We start from the raw sequence: 15791 nt of genomic DNA on the forward strand, positions 1-15791 counted from the left end.
GCGACAGAGGATCACGCATGGCAATCCCGTTTCGGACTTTCCTTCTGGCGCTGGGCCTTGCCCTCGCGGGCTCGATGGCGCCGGCCCAGCAGAGGATCGCCTTCGGCGAGCTGAACCAGGACACGACCCTGCCGGTCGAGGTGCAGGCCGACCAGCTGACCGTGAACAACGCCGACGGCACCGCGGTGTTCAGCGGCAACGTGATCGTGACCCAGGGCGAGATGAAGCTTTCGGCCGGCGAGGTGCGGGTCACCTACGGCGCCGACCGCAAGAGCATCGACAGCCTGCTGGCCTCGGGCGGGGTCACCGTGACCAATCTCGGCGATGCGGCCGAGGCGCGCGAGGCGCTCTATACCATCGACAGCGGGGTCATCGTGCTGACGGGCGATGTCGTGCTGACGCAGGGGCCTTCGGCGATGGCGGGCCAGAAGCTGACCATCAACCTGAAGGACGGGACCGGCGTGATGGAGGGGCGCGTCACCACGACTTTCGTGCCGGGGGGCAACTGATGGCCGCAACCCCCAGCGCGCGTCCCGAACTGACGGTGACCGGCGGCCAGGCCGGGTTGCAGATCCGGTCGTTGCGCAAAAGCTACAAGAAGCGGCCGGTGATCCGGGATGTCAGCATGGACCTGCGGCGCGGGGAAGTGGTGGCGCTGCTGGGGCCGAACGGATCGGGCAAGACGACCTGCTTCTATTCCATCGCCGGCCTGGTGATGCCCGAGGGCGGCCAGGTGCTGATCGACGGCAAGGACGTGACCGTGCTGCCGATGTACCGCCGTGCCCGGCTGGGGATCGGCTATCTGCCGCAGGAGGTGTCGATCTTCCGGGGTCTTTCGGCCGAGGACAACATCCTGGCCGTGCTGGAAATCGTCCAGCCCGACCGTCACAAGCGGCGCGAACGGCTGGAGGAACTTCTGTCCGAATTCTCGATCACCCATCTGCGGCGCACGCCGGCCCTCGCGCTCTCGGGCGGGGAACGCCGCCGGGTCGAGATCGCGCGCTGTCTGGCGGCGGACCCGAAATACCTTCTGCTGGACGAGCCCTTCGCCGGGGTGGACCCGATCGCCGTGGGGGAAATCCGTCACCTGGTCCATGACCTGAAGGCACGCGGGATCGGCGTTCTCATCACCGACCACAACGTCCGCGAGACGCTGGAAATCGTTGATCGCGCCTATATCCTGCACGACGGCAAGGTGCTGATGTCGGGCACCACGGACGAGGTCGTGCGCGACGAAACCGTGCGCCGCGTCTATCTGGGCGAGAACTTCCGCATCGTGTGAACCGCACCCCGGACACGACAATCGATTCGGTTGACAAGCCGGCGTCGGCTGACGCCAAATGCCTGTAATGAGCGCGTTACATGCCCTTGGTCCCGGCCTGCAACCAGCGGTGTTTCCACCCGGCGGAACGGGCGTGACGCGACGTTTCCCCTGTTCATTACCGGAAGAGCGGGCAGGTCAGGGCACAAGCTGCGCACCTGTCCCTCTCAGCATGCGAAAAGGAGAGATCATGCGCTATCAGATCAGTGGAAAGCAGATCGACGTCGGTGAGGCTCTTCAGACCCATGTGAAGGCGGAGATGGGGGAAGTCGTTGAAAAATATGCCCAACGCCCGACCGAATGCGTGGTGGTCTTTTCGCGTATGGCGCACGAGTTCGTCTGCGAGGCGGTGATCCACCTGTCCACAGGGCTGACGGCGCAGGCCCGGGGGCATGCGTCCGAAATCTATGCCGCCTTCGAATCCTGCCGCGAGAAGATGGACAAGCAGCTGCGCCGCTACAAGCGCCGCATCCGCAACCACCACAACAACCGTTCGGGCCCGGTTGAATTCGACGGGGCGGCCTCGTATATCCTCGCCGCAACCGAGGACGCCGAGGATGCCGAGCCCGACAGCCTGCAACCCGTGGTCATCGCCGAGATGGAGACGAAGATCCCTTCGATCACCGTCGGCGAGGCCGTGATGCAGATGGAACTGGCCGGGCAGAAGATGCTGGTGTTCCGCAACGAAGGCCATGGGGGCGTGAATGTCGTGTACCGTCGGGACGATGGCAACATCGGCTGGATCGACCCCCGCAACAGCAAGTGAAGCGTCCGCGTGACGCAGGAACAAAGCCGACCCATGGAACTTTCCAAGCTACTCATCCCGGGCGCCGTCCGTGTGGTCGGACAGTTCACTTCCAAGAAGCGCCTGTTCCAGGAGCTGGGTGAAGTCGCCGCGCAGGCCTATGGGCTGAACGGGGCCGCCGCCATCGAGGGCTTGCAGGAACGCGAGACGCTGGGGCCGACCGGCGTGGGGCACGGGATCGCCCTGCCGCACGCCCGGCTTGAGGATCTGAAGTCGATCATCGGCGTCTTCGTGCGGCTGGAAAAGCCGCTTGACTACGACAGCGTCGACCGCCAGCCGGTCGATCTGGTCTTCGGGCTGTTCGCCCCGAAGGATTCGGGGGTCGATCACCTGAAGGCGCTGGCGCTGGTCAGCCGGACGATGCGGGATCAGGGCGTGGTGTCGAAGCTGCGGGCGAATTCCGACCCGGCCAAGCTTTATGCGATCCTGACCGAGGCCCGGGCACCGCAAGCGGCCTGACCCCGGCTCCTGGCGGGACCGCTCGTCGTCTGACTGCGTCACTCCTCGCTGCCTTGCGACGAGTAGCCGAAGGCGCACGAGGAGCCGTCACTTGCGCCAGCGGGTAAAGCCGAAGCCCATGTAATCGCGCCCGTAGGCCTCGGCCGCGGCGGCTTCCAGGGCTTCGTCCCAGATCGACAGCAGCGCCGCTTCCTCCGGGTCGGGCGAGACGGCGGAGGTGAGGGCGGGCGGGGTCGCTCCCACCTCGGCGGCAAGGGCGGCAAGGCCCTCAGCCAGACGATCCTCGCGCAGAAGATGGTCCAGCGGCTGAAAGCTTGCGATGCCCTGCACCAGCGCGGTCTGGCTGGCAAGGCTTGGGTCCACGCGGGCGCCGGTCTGGCCGCTCACCGCCAGACGGCAGTAGCTGAGGAAGATCAGGAAGGCCGCGCGTTCCGCCTCGGGGGTCGCAAAGGGCGCGCCCGGGGGCTGCAACTCGGCCAGGAAGCCGTTGATGAGGATGCGGCGCAGATCCTGCGCCTCCCCTGCCACGATCTTGCGGCGGAAGGCGGCATGGGCGCGCAGCAGGGGATGCCGCAGCACGGTGAAGCTGCGGTGGCCGGGGTGCCTGCGCTTCCACTGGCGCAGCGATTTCTGCTCGAACCCCTCGCTCACCGGGCCCAGGCTTTCGAACCAGGCGCGGATCGGGGCTTCGGGACCCGACCGGATCGGGAAGAACAGAAGGCCTGCGTCCGAGGCCAGCGCCGTCGGCACCCCGGCGGCGCGGCGGGGTTCGAAGCAGGGGGTGCGGCCAAGGTTGAAGACATCGACGGCGGCGATGGCTTCGGCAAGGGCCTCGGGGTTTTCCAGCTTGTCCTCGATGGGGCCGGGGTTCTGCTTCTTCAGCGTGTCGTCCAGCGCCTTGAGCCGCGCCTCGACCCCCAGGAAGGCCGCCAGACCGTTCAGCACGTCAAGCGAGCCGAGGTCTTCGTAATCGAGGTAGAAGGCGGTCTGTCCGGTGGTCTGAAGCGCGTTCAGCAGAAGCAGCTGGAAGGCCTGGATGTCGCGCAGATGGGTCAGGAACTCCGGCACGTCGAAGCGCACTTTGGCAGTCTTCAGCCGCTTGGGGTGGGTCAGTTTCCACTGGTCGGTCGCCTGGGCGATCTTCCAGCTGACATAGCTTTCCAGCGGGTTGCGGGTCAGGATGATCTTGGCGCAGCCGGGGTCGGGCAGGACATCGTCCAGGATGCGCAGGTCGTGGTCGTGAAAGAAGCGAAAGCCCGGCAGGCCCTCGGTTTCCGCGCGCAGCTTGCGCAGCAGAAGGCGCGGGTCGCGGTCGCGCTCTTCCATCGTGATCCCGAACAGCTCGGTCCGGTCCTTCCGGCCCAGAATATAGCGGTTGAAGACCTCGCCATGGCTGACCACTCCCGGCAGCGCATTCAGGTTCGCCTCCAGCAGGTTCGATCCCGTCCGCATCTCGGCGAAGACGACGAAGGAATGAAAGCGGGCCATCAGCGGACGATCCGGGGTCGGGAAGGCGCCTGGTGCGGCTGGGCCAGGTCCGCATCCGCGGGGAAGTCGCCCATCAGCACCGGGGCCATGCCCTGATTGCGCAGGTCCTGGAGGAAGGCGCCGAAGCCCTGCAAGGGGGTCAGTGACGGCAGGTCCGTCACGCGATGCGTGGCGCGGGGATTCAGCAGATCGACCAGCTGCTCCAGCGGCTCGGCGGGGTTCTCGACGAACTCGGCCAGCGACCAGATGCGGATGCCGGCCCTGGCATCGGGGCGGTTCAGAAGCGCGATGAAATCGCTTTCCACCTTTTGCAGTCGCGCGGCTTCGGCCCTGACCTCGGCCGCGCTGCGTCCGCTCCGCCACAGCGGCACGGCAAAGGCGCCGGTGATGACGAAGATCATGGCGTTCGGGTCGCCGGCCATGAACGAGGCAATGGCCTGCTCGTCGGCGGGGCCGAACTGGAAGCACTGGGTCTCGCCCCTTGTGTTCCAGATCAGGTTGGTCAGAAAGCTGCGCGGGTTGTAGTCGCGCAAGGTGGGGCTGTCGGAAAGGCCGCCTTTGAACACGCTTTCGCCGCCTGCGAACTCTGCCCGGTCGAAGGCGAAGAGATGGCCATGGACGCGGGCGTCCAGCGCGCGGGCCAGCCAGGGCTGGAAGTCGTCGAACAGCTCGACAAAGCCGGAAAAGACGCCGTAGGGCGCGGCCGCCTGGTTGCCGCCCCGGGCTCGGGTCGGAAAGCGGCTCTGCATGTAGAGGCCCGGGCGCCCCTTGACCCGCCGCTCCACCGCCTTGGCGAAAAGCCGGTTGATCTTGCCGGGGTTCGGTTCCGGCGCCAGCGCCCGGTCGCCGTCGAGGGTCAGGAAGGTGCGATACAGCAGGTCCGCCTTCGGCCAGATCTTGCGGGCAAGGAAGGCATCGGTCTGGCGCAACAGATGCAGGTGGTCGTCATAGAACACATGCGGACGCCCCTGGTAATCGAACTTCGAAAGGGTCAGCGAGCGGCTTTCGATGCGCGTGGAGACCTGTCGTACCAGGCTTTGAAAATAGCTTTCATCCGGAATCCATACCCTTCGGAAATAGCGGTCGAGCGCGGGCCGGTCCGGATGCGACAGAATGGCCTGAAGCGTGGCGCGTGTCAGGCACCACCACTGACTGCCCAGATGCGGCACCAGCCCCGGCGGCAGGCGGCGGCGAAAGCGCAGCGCGCGTTGCAGGGCGACGTAGCCATCGAAAAGCCGCCGCTGGCGTTTCCAGGCGAAGGGAAAGCGCAGGGTGAAACGTTCCTCGTCCAACCCGCCGACGGTCCAGCCGACATCGGCCGTGGTCACGCTTTCGATGAAATCGGTGTCGGGGTGCTGGGCCAGATGGGCCTGCAAGGCGCGTACGGGCCGGATCGGCAGGCAGGAACCCGAGGCGAGAAGCACGTGGCTGACCTGCGGGAATTGGGCCAGCATCTGCGTGCTTGCGTCGATCGTCGCCTGGACGATGCCGAAGGTGCCCCATTCGCAGGGCGAGCGGCGCGAGAAACGGATGTCGGGCAGGTCCGCAAGGGCGGATTGCAGCCCCTCGAACTGGTCCATGGGCGCGCGGGCGTCAACGTGGATCACCACCGGGCAGCCGTGGCTGGCCCAGTGCCGCGCCAGCTGGGCCGCCCGGTCCAGCGCCGCGTGGCAAAGCATCACCACACCCAGCGTCATGCCCAGTTTCCCTTCGACATCAGGCCCAGAACCTCCAGCTGGCGCCAGTTGACATATTTCTCGCTCCAGGTGCACCACAGATCGCGCTCGCGGGCGATCCCCTCGCGATAGGCGCGGTATTCGTGGCTTTCGGCATAGTGCTGGCCGCGGGCCAGTTCCTCGGCGGCCTTGGCGGCGAAGGTGTCAAGGAACTTGGCGTGCAGCAGGACGCCCGAGGGACGTTCTCCGCCCTGGTCGTCATAGGTCAGGTTCAGGGCACGCGGCAGCAGCATGTGGGTGGACGACACATAGGCATAGGAACGGTGCCACTTCACCAGGGGCGTCTTGTTCATCGCGGGCGCGCGTTTCGGGCAGTCGGTGAAGAACAGCCGCGCGCGGGGGCCGCCCTGGATCCAGAGGTTGCGATACAGCGGATTGCGGCTGATCACGTAGTTGCCGCTGTCGAAATACTGGGCGATCTCGAAGGGGTTCTGCCCTTCGCGGTAGGGCTGATCGTGCATCGCGCCCTTGGGATACATGTCCAGCATCATCGCCGAAAAGCTGGGGGTCTCGGCACTGTCCAGCCAGTCGGTCAGCGCGCGCAGGGGCCGCGTTTCGCAGAAGGGATAGACCAGGAACTCGTCCACATCGACGGTCAGGCACCAGCGACCGTGGCCATGGCGGCGCAGAAGATGCATCAGCCAGTCCATGCCGAAACGCGACTGCTTGTAGCCGTGCTGCGTGGTCCAGAGCGAAACGTCCGGCTGCTCGGCCAGATATTCCCGTGTGCCGTCGTCGGACCCGTTGTCCACGATCAGGAAATGGTCGATTCCGAGGCGGCGGTAATAGGTCAGGAAATAGGGCAGGCGGATGCGTTCGTTGCGCATGGTGGAAAACAGCAGGATCGGCTGCCCGCGCAGACCGGCGGTCCGGTCGGCGACCGGGGTCAGCTGGCGGCCACGGCGCCAGGCGCGGGCCAGAAGATAGCGCCGCCGCGCCCGCAGACGGATCAGGGTCAGCAGTCCCATGGCCTGCCCTCCCTGTCAGTGTCCCGCCCCGTCATATCCAGCCGCCCCGCGACATCAGGCCCAGAGCCTCCATCTGCCGCCAGCCGGTGTAGCGGGTGGACGCCTCGCAGTGCAATATCGGGTCGGCGGTCAGCCGGTCATAGTAGGCCGCATACTGCTCGGCGTTGCCGAAATGCTGTCCGCGGACCTTTTCCTCGGCCGCACGTTCGGTGATGCCCGGCAGGAACTTGGTGTGCAGAAGCACGCCCGAGGTCAGCTCTCCGCCATCGGTGGCATAGACCTCGTTCAGGTGGGCGGGCAACAGCGCATGGGTGGAATTGACATAGGCCTGCCGCCAGTGCCAGCGGACCAGCGGGATCTTGTTCAGCGTCGGCGCCTTGCGCGGTTCAGAGGCAAAGAAGGCCCGCGCCCGCGCTCCGCCCTGGATCCACAGGTTGCGCATCCTGGGCTGGACCTGGACCTGATAGTTGCCGGCATCGAACCAGGACAGGTGGGTCAAGGGATCCTCGCCCGGCGCAACCTTGCCTTGCGAGACCGGGCCCTCGGGATAGAGGTCCAGGATCAGCGCGCCAAAGCTGTGCCGGCCCTGGCGTTCCAGCCAGTCGGTCAGGGCGGGCAGGGGGCGGGTCTGCCAGTAGGGATAGATCAGGATCTCGTCCGCATCCAGCGTCAGGCACCAGTGCCCGTGGCCATGGCGCAGCAGAAGCCAGGTCAGCCAGTCCATCCCGAACCGGCTGGCCTTGTATCCGGCCGGCGTGTGCCACAGCGACACGTCGGGCTGATCGGCCAGCAAGGCGCCCGTGCCGTCCGTGCTGGCATTGTCCACGAAAAGGAAATGCCGGACGCCCAGCGCGCGATGATGGTCCAGGAAATGCGGCAGGCGCGCGGTCTCGTTCCGGACGCAGGCAAAGCCGAGGATGTCACCCGCGCCGATCCGGGCGGTCCGGTCGGCGATGGGCGTCAGCTCGCGCCGGCGGCGGAAGGCGCGCCACAACAGGCGTTGCCGGCGGCGGCGCAGCTTCAGCGCCAGAAGCGCACCGGCCAGACCGCGTGGTTGATCCTCCAGAGCGCCGATCGCACAGGCATGAGGCAACCCCCGTTCGAGCGAAAGCGCCGCCACCAAGCCTATTGCGCAGCCTTCTGCATCGCGGTCAGCTCGTTCAGGAAGCCCGCGAACTCCTGCCCGAACTCGGGTCGCGCCAGGCCGAAGGCGACCGTGGCCTGAAGGAACCCGATCTTCGAGCCGCAGTCATAGCGCTGGCCGCGGAACCGCAGCCCGAAGACGGAATTCGGCTTCTTCGTCTCTTGCGCGATGGCGTCGGTCAACTGGATTTCCCCGCCCGCGCCCTGCTTGATCCTGTTCAGGTTGGTCAGGACCTTGGGCGTCAGGATGTAGCGGCCGATGACGGCAAGGTTCGACGGCGCATCCTCGGGCGCGGGCTTTTCCACCATGCCCTTGACGCTGACGATGGTGCCGTCGTCCCTGTCGATGTCAAGAACGCCATAGCTGGAGGTCTTCTTCGGCGCCACCTCCATCGCGGCGACCATGCAGCCGCCGGTCTCGGCATGGGCCTCGACCATCTGCTTCAGGCAGGGCGTTTCGGCGGCGATCACGTCGTCGGGCAGAAGAACCGCAAAGGGCTCGTTCCCGATCAGGCGACGGGCGCACCAGACGGCATGGCCCAGGCCCATCGGCCGGTTCTGCCGGACATAGGCGATGGCGCCGCTGTCCATGTTGGTGTCCTTCAGCACGTCCAGAAGGTCGTGCTTGTTCTTGCGCCGCAGTTCGGCCTCAAGCTCGGGTGCGTGGTCGAAGTAATCCTCCAGCGCCGATTTCCCGCGCGAGGTGACGAAGATGAACTCCTTGATGCCGGCGGCGCGCGCCTCGTCGATGGCGTACTGGATCAGGGGACGGTCGACCAGCGTCATGATCTCTTTCGGGATCGACTTGGTTGCGGGCAGGAACCGCGTCCCAAGACCAGCCACCGGGAATACCGCCTTGGTGATCTTCTTCGTCTTCATCGTACTCGTCCCAACCCTGTCCGGTCCTGCGCAAAATGTCTGGCTTCATGCGTTTCGCAGCCGAATCTGACCTTAAACGGGCAGTGCTGCGGCAATATTCGTAAACTGCACCACTCCCTTTGCTTTCGCATCAAAAAACGACAGCATGACGACAATCCATATCTTCGGCGCCGGGGTCAGGGGGAAATTTCGGCAAGCATCGACTCGATCACCGCCACGTCCGAGGGGTTGTTCAACTCCCAGAACTTGCGCCCCCGGGCCTCGACCTCGACGCACAGCACATGGTGGCCCTGTTCCAGGAACCGCAACTGTTCAAGCCCTTCAAGCGTTTCCAGCGGGCCGATGGGCCAGCCTGTGTAGGCCGCAAGCACCGCGGGGCGGTAGGCATAGACCCCGACATGGTGAAAGACGGGCGTGGGTTCGTCCGGGGCATAGTCGAAGCCGGTGTAGGGGATGACCTCCTTCGAGAAGTAAAGCGCGCGACCGCCCGCCCCGAAAACGGCCGTGGTGCCGCCCACCCGCCCGGCGCGGCGGTCCGCCAGGAAACCCGCGACGGCCCGGCCATCGCAGCGCAGGACCGGGGTGGCGATGTCGGCCCGGCTGTCCCCGGCCAGCCCCGCGACCAGATCCGTGACGAACCAGGCCGGTGTCAGCGGCGCATCGCCTTGCAGGTTCACGATCACGTCGAACCCGGGCAGCCGTGCCGCCACTTCGGCGCAGCGCTCGGTGCCGTTGCGGGCAGAGGACGAGGTCATCACCACCTCGGCCCCGAAACCGGCCGCATGGTCGGCGATGCGCTCGTCATCGGTGGCCACCACCACCCGGTCGATGTGCGGAACCGTCATCGCGGCCTCCCAGCTGCGGCGGATGAGGGTCTTTTCGCCATCCGGGCCGCGCAGCGTGACCAGCGGCTTGCCGGGATAGCGGGTCGAGGCATAGCGGGCGGGGATCGCGATCAGGGTCTTCATTTCAGGACCACTCCGGGGGCAAAGGCGATGAAGAACGGATTGGCCCAGCCGGGCTTGCCGTAGGTCAGGGGCTGGTGGTCCTCGAACCGCACGACCTGGCCGCCCGCGCCGCGCAGCACCGCGTGGCCGGCGGCCGTGTCCCATTCCATCGTGCGGCCAAGGCGGGGGTAGAGGTCGGCCTCGCCGCTGGCCACAAGGCAGAACTTCAGGCTGGAGCCCGCGCTGGTCATGTCGCGCACGCCGTAGCGGGCGATGTAGTCGTCGGTCGCCTGGTCGCGGTGCGACTTCGAGGCCACCACCATCAGCGCCGCGTTGTCGGGGGTCGAAACGCGCAGCGGCCGCACCGGGCCGGGTTCGGGGCCGAAGGGGCCGGTTTCCTCGACCGCGGTGCCGTCGGGGCGGGTATAGAACAGCCTGCTCCTGGCCGGGGCATAGACGACGCCGCAGACCGGCACGCCGTCCTGCACATAGGCGATGTTCACGGTGAAATCGCCGCGCCGCTGGACGAATTCCCTGGTGCCATCCAGCGGATCGACGATGAAGAAGCTGTGCGCGGTCAGGCCGTGGCTTGCGGCCTGTTCCTCGGTGATCAGGGGCATCTGCGGGAAGGCCGCGCGCAGACCTGCCGAGATCACGGCATCGGCCGCCATGTCCGCCTCGGTCACCGGCGAGGCATCGCCCTTGGCGCGCACCTCGAAGTCGGGCCGGGCGTAGACCTGCATGATCTGCGCGCCGGCCTGAAGGGCCAACTGGCGGAAAAGCGGCACAAGTTCCTGAAGATCCATGACCGCACTCCGTGGCGATTGTAGAAGCTGACGCGCGCCCTTATCCTGCGTCGTCAACGGAACGGCAAGATTTCCTGTGACAGGATGCCGGACCGGATGGGGTTGGCGGCATGTTCCGACACAAGCGATACGAACGATCATGGTTCAGCCTGGGGTTCGAAACCCTGGAACTGATCTATCATGTCGGCGTCCGGAACCTGCGTCGGACGCATCACAATGCGCTCCTCGGGCTGGCGATGGCCATCTTCCAGTCGCTGCTGATGCTTCTGGTCATGTATTTCATGATGAGCCTGTTCGGCATGCGCAAGATCGCGGTGCGCGGCGACTTCATGCTGTATGTGATGTCGGGCGTCTTCATGTTCATGACGCATGTGAAGGCGATCGGCGCGGTCGCTTCGGCGGACGGGCCGACCTCGACGATGATGATGCACGCGCCGATGAACCCGATCATCTCGATCATGGGGGCTGCGCTGGGATCGCTGTACCAGCAGACGCTGGCGGCATCGGTCATCATGTTCTTCTACCACGCCCTGATCAACCCGATCGTCATCGACGACCCGGTGGGCATGATGGGCATGTTCCTGTTGTCCTGGTTCACCGGGGTCGGGATCGGCATGATCCTCCTGTCGGCCATGCCCTGGCAGCCCGAGGCGGTCACGATCATCAAGACCTTGTATCAGCGGTTGAATGTGCTGGCCTCGGGCAAGATGGTGCTGGCCAACAACCTGCCGGCAAAGCGGCGGGACTGGTTCGACTGGAACCCGCTGTTCCACACCATCGACCAGACACGCGGCTTCGTGTTTCTGAACTACACGCCCCGCTATACCAGCTATGATTACGCGATCTACTTCGCGCTCACCTGTGTGCTGATCGGCCTCATGGCAGAATTCTTCACGCGCCAGCACGCCTCGGCCAGCTGGAACAAGCGGCACTGACGGTGCAGGCGGTCGCGGCGGCCAGGCCTTCCGGCGGGGCAGAGAGATCCGGCGTCAGCCGCGATTGCACGGCATGCGCGATGCCGAATTCCAGCAGCGCCGACGCGGCCCGCAGGAACGGATTGCCCGGGGCTTCCGCAATGACGCGGTGCAGCTCGAACCCGGCCAGGGCAAAGGGCTCTGGCTGATGGGTCATGACGCTGCGCTGGTTCAGCCGGCAGTACAGCAGGCGGACATGGTCCGCCTGGCGGTTCTGTGCCGCCCGGGGGGGCGGCCTGAAGCTCCAGCCCTTCCCGCACCAGCCGGAAGGCCGCCAGAAACTCGGCCGAGGGACCGCTTTCCGGTTTCCAGGTCAGGATCTGCCGGTCCAAGAGGTTCCGGCGCGACTGCGGCAGCACCCGGGTGCCGACCTTGGCGCGCGCCTCGACCGGACCCTTGGCCTCCAGCGTCTTCAACGCTTCGCGCAGCACGGTGCACGAGACGCCGAAGCGGTCCATCATCCCGGCGTCGCCCGGCAGGCCGGATCCCACCGGCATGCCGCCGGACGCGATGGCGCGGCACGGCCCGGAACACCAGGCGCTGTAGCACGATGAACATAGACAAAAGCACACCGACCCCGATCTTCGTCCACCAGCTGGACAGCGTGCCGTCGAAGACGATGCAGCTTCGCACCAGACCCTCAAGCATCACCCCGATGAATGTGCCCGCGAAAAAACCGTAGCCGCCGGTCGCGATCCTGATCAGCGGCGACTTCCCCGCGCCATTTTCGCACCGAAGCGCATGCACCTCGCCCGCCCGTGCCGCGAAGTCCACGTCCTCCAGCGCGCGGGAGCGATTTCCCCGTCCGGGATCAGAGGGATGGCCGTCGGGCACGGCCAGGGCCGCAGCGGGCGGGCGGATACCCCGGGTGGTCGATGCCCTGGCGTTGCCGTGGCGCGGAAATACGGAATATTCGAAGGACTGCCGGTGACGCAACCGTTGCAGGCCGGAAAACCCCCGCCTATATACGCCTCACACGGGCGCCGGGCCGCCAGACCTGACGCCTTCTCACAAGGTGGGGATGCCTGCTGAACAAGGGTCCTTGCCGGAACATCGCCTGAAGTAAAGGGATACACATATGGCCAAAGTCATCGGTATTGACCTCGGGACCACGAACTCCTGCGTCGCCATCATGGATGGTTCGCAGCCCCGCGTCATCGAAAACTCGGAAGGCGCGCGTACGACGCCTTCGATCGTCGGCTTCACGGACAGCGAACGCCTGGTCGGCCAGCCCGCCAAGCGCCAGGCCGTGACCAACCCCGCCAACACCATCTTCGCGGTCAAGCGCCTGATCGGCCGCCGTCTGGGCGATCCCGAGGTCGAGAAGGACAAGAAGCTCGTCCCCTACAAGATCGTCGATGGCGGCAACGGCGACGCCTGGGTCGAGGTGCGTGGCGAGAAGTATTCTCCCAGCCAGGTTTCGGCCTTCATCCTGCAGAAGATGAAGGAAACCGCCGAATCCTACCTGGGCGAGCCGGTGACGCAGGCCGTCATCACGGTTCCCGCCTATTTCAACGACGCCCAGCGTCAGGCGACCAAGGACGCCGGCAAGATCGCCGGTCTTGAAGTGCTACGCATCATCAACGAGCCGACCGCGGCCGCGCTGGCCTATGGTCTGGACAAGAAGGAATCGAAGACCATCGCGGTCTATGACCTTGGCGGCGGCACCTTCGACATCACCATCCTGGAAATCGACGACGGGTTGTTCGAGGTGAAGTCCACCAACGGCGACACCTTCCTGGGTGGCGAAGACTTCGACATGCGGATCGTGAACTACCTCGCCGAGGAGTTCAAGAAAGAGCACGGCGTTGACCTGACCCTCGACAAGATGGCGCTGCAACGCCTGAAGGAAGCCGCCGAGAAGGCCAAGATCGAACTGTCGTCCAGCCAGCAGACGGAAATCAACCAGCCGTTCATCAGCATGGACAGGAACACCGGGCAGCCCCTGCACCTGGTGATGAAGCTGACGCGCGCCAAGCTGGAAAGCCTCGTCGAGGACCTGATCAAGAAGTCGCTGAAGCCCTGCGCCGCCGCGCTGAAGGACGCCGGCGTCAGCAAGGACGACATCGACGAGGTGGTGCTGGTCGGCGGTATGACCCGCATGCCGCGCGTCGTGGAGGAAGTGACCAAGTTCTTCGGCAAGGAACCCCACAAGGGCGTGAACCCCGATGAAGTGGTGGCCTTGGGCGCGGCCATTCAGGCCGGCGTTCTGCAAGGCGACGTCAAGGACGTGGTGCTTCTGGACGTGACTCCGCTGTCCCTGGGCATCGAGACTCTGGGCGGCGTGTTCACCCGGCTGATCGACCGCAACACCACGATCCCGACCAAGAAGTCCCAGGTCTTCTCGACCGCCGAGGACAACCAGAACGCGGTGACGATCCGCGTCTTCCAGGGCGAACGCGAGATGGCCGCGGACAACAAGCTGCTGGGCCAGTTCAATCTGGAAGGCATCCCGCCCGCGCCGCGCGGCGTGCCCCAGATCGAGGTCACCTTCGACATCGACGCCAACGGCATCGTCTCGGTCTCGGCCAAGGACAAGGCCACCGGCAAGGCGCAGCAGATCACCATCCAGGCCTCGGGCGGTCTGTCGGATGCCGACATCGAGAAGATGATCAAGGACGCCGAGGCCAATGCCGAAGCCGACCGCGCCCGCAAGGAACTGGTCGAGACCAGGAACCAGGGCGAAAGCCTGCTGCACTCGACCCGGAAGTCGCTGGCCGAACATGGCGACAAGGTTGACCCCGCGACGGTCGAGGCGATCGAGCTGGCGATGAGCCCGCTGGAAGACGCGCTGAAGGGCGAGGATGCCGGCAAGATCAAGTCGGCGATCCAGAACCTGACCGAAGCGGCGATGAAGCTGGGCGAGGCGATCTACAAGGCCAGCCAGGCCGAGGGCAACTCGGGCGAGGATGAGCCGCGGCCGGTGGACGAGGATGACATCGTGGACGCCGACTTCGAGGACCTGGGCAACAACAAGCGGAAGTAAGCCGCAGGAACACGGGAAAGGGGCGGTCTGGCAACGGGCCGCCCCTCCTCGGTTCCAGATGGGGATTTTGCCGTGGCAAAGCGTGACTATTACGAAGTGCTCGGGGTCAAGAGGGGCGCTTCGGCCGAAGAGCTGAAAAAGGCTTACCGGACGAAGGCCAAGGAGCTGCATCCCGACCGGAATGCCGACAATCCGCAGGCCGAGGCCCAGTTCAAGGAAGTGAACGAAGCCTGGGACGTCCTGAAGGACGAACAGAAGAAGGCGGCCTATGACCGCTTTGGCCATGCGGCCTTCGAAGGCGGCATGGGCGGTGGCCCGCGTCCCGGCGGCTATGGCCAGCAGGGCGATTTCGCCTCTGCCTTCTCGGACGTGTTCGAGGACCTGTTCGGCGATTTCATGGGCCGTGGCGGCGGCGGTGGTGGTCGAAGCCGGGCGCAAAGGGGCTCGGACCTGCGCTACAACATGCGCGTCAGCCTGGAAGAGGCCTATACCGGCGTCCAGAAGACGATCAGCGTGCCCACCTCGGTCACCTGCGACACCTGTCACGGGACCGGCGCCGAAGGGGGCACGGAACCCGTCATCTGCCCGACCTGCAACGGCATGGGCAAGGTCCGGGCGCAGCAGGGCTTCTTCACCATCGAACGCACCTGCCCGACCTGCAACGGCATGGGCCAGATCATCAAGAACCCCTGCCGGACCTGCGGCGGTCAGGGCCGGATCCAGAAGGAAAAGCAGCTGTCGGTGAACATCCCGCCGGGGGTGGAGACCGGCACCCGGATCCGGCTGGCCGGCGAGGGCGAGGCGGGTCTGCGCGGCGGGCCGAACGGCGACCTCTACATCTTCATCGAGGTGAAGGAGCATCCGCTCTTCCAGCGTGACGGCGTGCATCTCTTCTGCCGGGTGCCGGTCAGCATGCCGACGGCGGCGCTGGGCGGCGAGATCGAGGTGCCGACGATCGACGGCGGCAAGGTGCGGGTGAAGATCCCGGCCGGGGCGCAGTCGGGCAAGCAGATGCGGCTGCGCCAGAAGGGGATGCCGGCGCTGCGGTCGTCGAACACCGGCGACATGGTGATCGAACTGGCCGTCGAGACGCCGGTGAACCTGACCGCACGCCAGCGGGAACTCTTGCGCGAGTTCGAGAAGCTGAGCGAGGAGAACAACCCCGAAAGCTCCAGCTTTTTCGGCAAGGTCAAGGGCTTCTGGGACGGGATGAAGGGCTGACCCTCCGTAGGGTGGGCAGTATTGCCCACCCTGCCATCATCCTCACCCGTTAATCGTT

The 15791-nt window shown here is 65.8% G+C and carries 16 protein-coding genes; 8 read left to right on the plus strand and 8 right to left on the minus strand.

The window, feature by feature from the left end:
* Nucleotides 1–17: 17 nt before the first annotated feature.
* From G8O29_RS04120 to G8O29_RS04135, 4 genes are all read left to right on the plus strand, one after another.
* Entirely contained in the window at nt 18–509 is a 492-nt protein-coding gene (locus tag G8O29_RS04120) for an LptA/OstA family protein (protein ID WP_166401944.1), read from the plus strand.
* A complete protein-coding gene (gene lptB, locus G8O29_RS04125) occupies nt 509–1282 on the plus strand; it encodes an LPS export ABC transporter ATP-binding protein (protein ID WP_166401945.1) in 774 nt (257 codons plus the stop codon). Before G8O29_RS04120 ends, lptB begins: the two co-directional genes overlap by 1 nt.
* 229 nt (nt 1283–1511) lie before the next feature.
* The gene (gene hpf / locus G8O29_RS04130) at nt 1512–2087 is read left to right on the plus strand and encodes a ribosome hibernation-promoting factor, HPF/YfiA family (protein WP_166401946.1); all 576 of its coding nucleotides are present in this window, start codon (nt 1512–1514) and stop codon (nt 2085–2087) included.
* A gap of 33 nt (nt 2088–2120) precedes the next feature.
* Nucleotides 2121–2585 carry a PTS sugar transporter subunit IIA gene (locus G8O29_RS04135; RefSeq protein ID WP_166401947.1) on the plus strand — a complete coding sequence of 155 codons (465 nt, stop codon included), beginning with the start codon at nt 2121–2123 and terminating at the stop codon, nt 2583–2585.
* 87 nt (nt 2586–2672) lie between these two features.
* On the opposite strand, the gene G8O29_RS04140 is transcribed toward G8O29_RS04135, so the two are convergent.
* The 7 genes from G8O29_RS04140 to cysQ form a co-directional block, all read right to left on the minus strand.
* Nucleotides 2673–4073, minus strand: a complete 1401-nt coding sequence (locus G8O29_RS04140; RefSeq protein ID WP_207623649.1) for a nodulation protein NodH — start codon at nt 4071–4073, stop codon at nt 2673–2675.
* The gene (locus G8O29_RS04145) at nt 4073–5770 is read right to left on the minus strand and encodes a DUF5927 domain-containing protein (protein ID WP_166401948.1); all 1698 of its coding nucleotides are present in this window, start codon (nt 5768–5770) and stop codon (nt 4073–4075) included. Before G8O29_RS04145 ends, G8O29_RS04140 begins: the two co-directional genes overlap by 1 nt.
* The gene (locus G8O29_RS04150; protein WP_166401949.1) at nt 5767–6777 is read right to left on the minus strand and encodes a glycosyltransferase family 2 protein; all 1011 of its coding nucleotides are present in this window, start codon (nt 6775–6777) and stop codon (nt 5767–5769) included. Before G8O29_RS04150 ends, G8O29_RS04145 begins: the two co-directional genes overlap by 4 nt.
* 31 nt (nt 6778–6808) lie before the next feature.
* Entirely contained in the window at nt 6809–7897 is a 1089-nt protein-coding gene (locus G8O29_RS04155; protein WP_367890120.1) for a glycosyltransferase family 2 protein, read from the minus strand.
* Between the two features lie 5 nt (nt 7898–7902).
* Complete coding sequence (galU, locus tag G8O29_RS04160; protein ID WP_166401950.1) at nt 7903–8799, minus strand: UTP--glucose-1-phosphate uridylyltransferase GalU; 897 nt, start codon at nt 8797–8799, stop codon at nt 7903–7905.
* A 176-nt stretch (nt 8800–8975) separates the two neighbouring features.
* Nucleotides 8976–9767, minus strand: coding sequence for a 3-deoxy-manno-octulosonate cytidylyltransferase (locus G8O29_RS04165; protein ID WP_166401951.1), 792 nt, complete (start codon nt 9765–9767; stop codon nt 8976–8978).
* Complete coding sequence (gene cysQ / locus G8O29_RS04170) at nt 9764–10552, minus strand: 3'(2'),5'-bisphosphate nucleotidase CysQ (RefSeq protein ID WP_166401952.1); 789 nt, start codon at nt 10550–10552, stop codon at nt 9764–9766. The genes G8O29_RS04165 and cysQ overlap by 4 nt, the downstream gene beginning before the upstream one ends.
* A 110-nt stretch (nt 10553–10662) precedes the next feature.
* Between cysQ and G8O29_RS04175 the strand changes: the two genes are divergently transcribed.
* Complete coding sequence (locus G8O29_RS04175) at nt 10663–11487, plus strand: ABC transporter permease (RefSeq protein WP_166401953.1); 825 nt, start codon at nt 10663–10665, stop codon at nt 11485–11487.
* Here G8O29_RS04175 and G8O29_RS18780 read toward each other — a convergent pair.
* Entirely contained in the window at nt 11397–11987 is a 591-nt protein-coding gene (locus G8O29_RS18780; protein WP_367890121.1) for a GntR family transcriptional regulator, read from the minus strand. The genes G8O29_RS04175 and G8O29_RS18780 overlap by 91 nt on opposite strands.
* Between G8O29_RS18780 and G8O29_RS18385 the strand changes: the two genes are divergently transcribed.
* From G8O29_RS18385 to dnaJ, 3 genes are all read left to right on the plus strand, one after another.
* Nucleotides 11923–12072, plus strand: coding sequence for a hypothetical protein (locus G8O29_RS18385; RefSeq protein WP_242678901.1), 150 nt, complete (start codon nt 11923–11925; stop codon nt 12070–12072). The two genes, G8O29_RS18780 and G8O29_RS18385, sit on opposite strands and share 65 nt — an antisense overlap.
* A 532-nt stretch (nt 12073–12604) precedes the next feature.
* Nucleotides 12605–14512 carry a molecular chaperone DnaK gene (dnaK, locus tag G8O29_RS04185; protein WP_166401955.1) on the plus strand — a complete coding sequence of 636 codons (1908 nt, stop codon included), beginning with the start codon at nt 12605–12607 and terminating at the stop codon, nt 14510–14512.
* Between the two features lie 72 nt (nt 14513–14584).
* The gene (gene dnaJ, locus G8O29_RS04190) at nt 14585–15733 is read left to right on the plus strand and encodes a molecular chaperone DnaJ (protein WP_166401956.1); all 1149 of its coding nucleotides are present in this window, start codon (nt 14585–14587) and stop codon (nt 15731–15733) included.
* The last annotated feature ends 58 nt before the right edge of the window (nt 15734–15791 follow it).

The sequence above is a fragment of the Rhodobacter calidifons genome (genome assembly GCF_011174775.1).
GTDB lineage: Bacteria > Pseudomonadota > Alphaproteobacteria > Rhodobacterales > Rhodobacteraceae > Tabrizicola > Tabrizicola calidifons.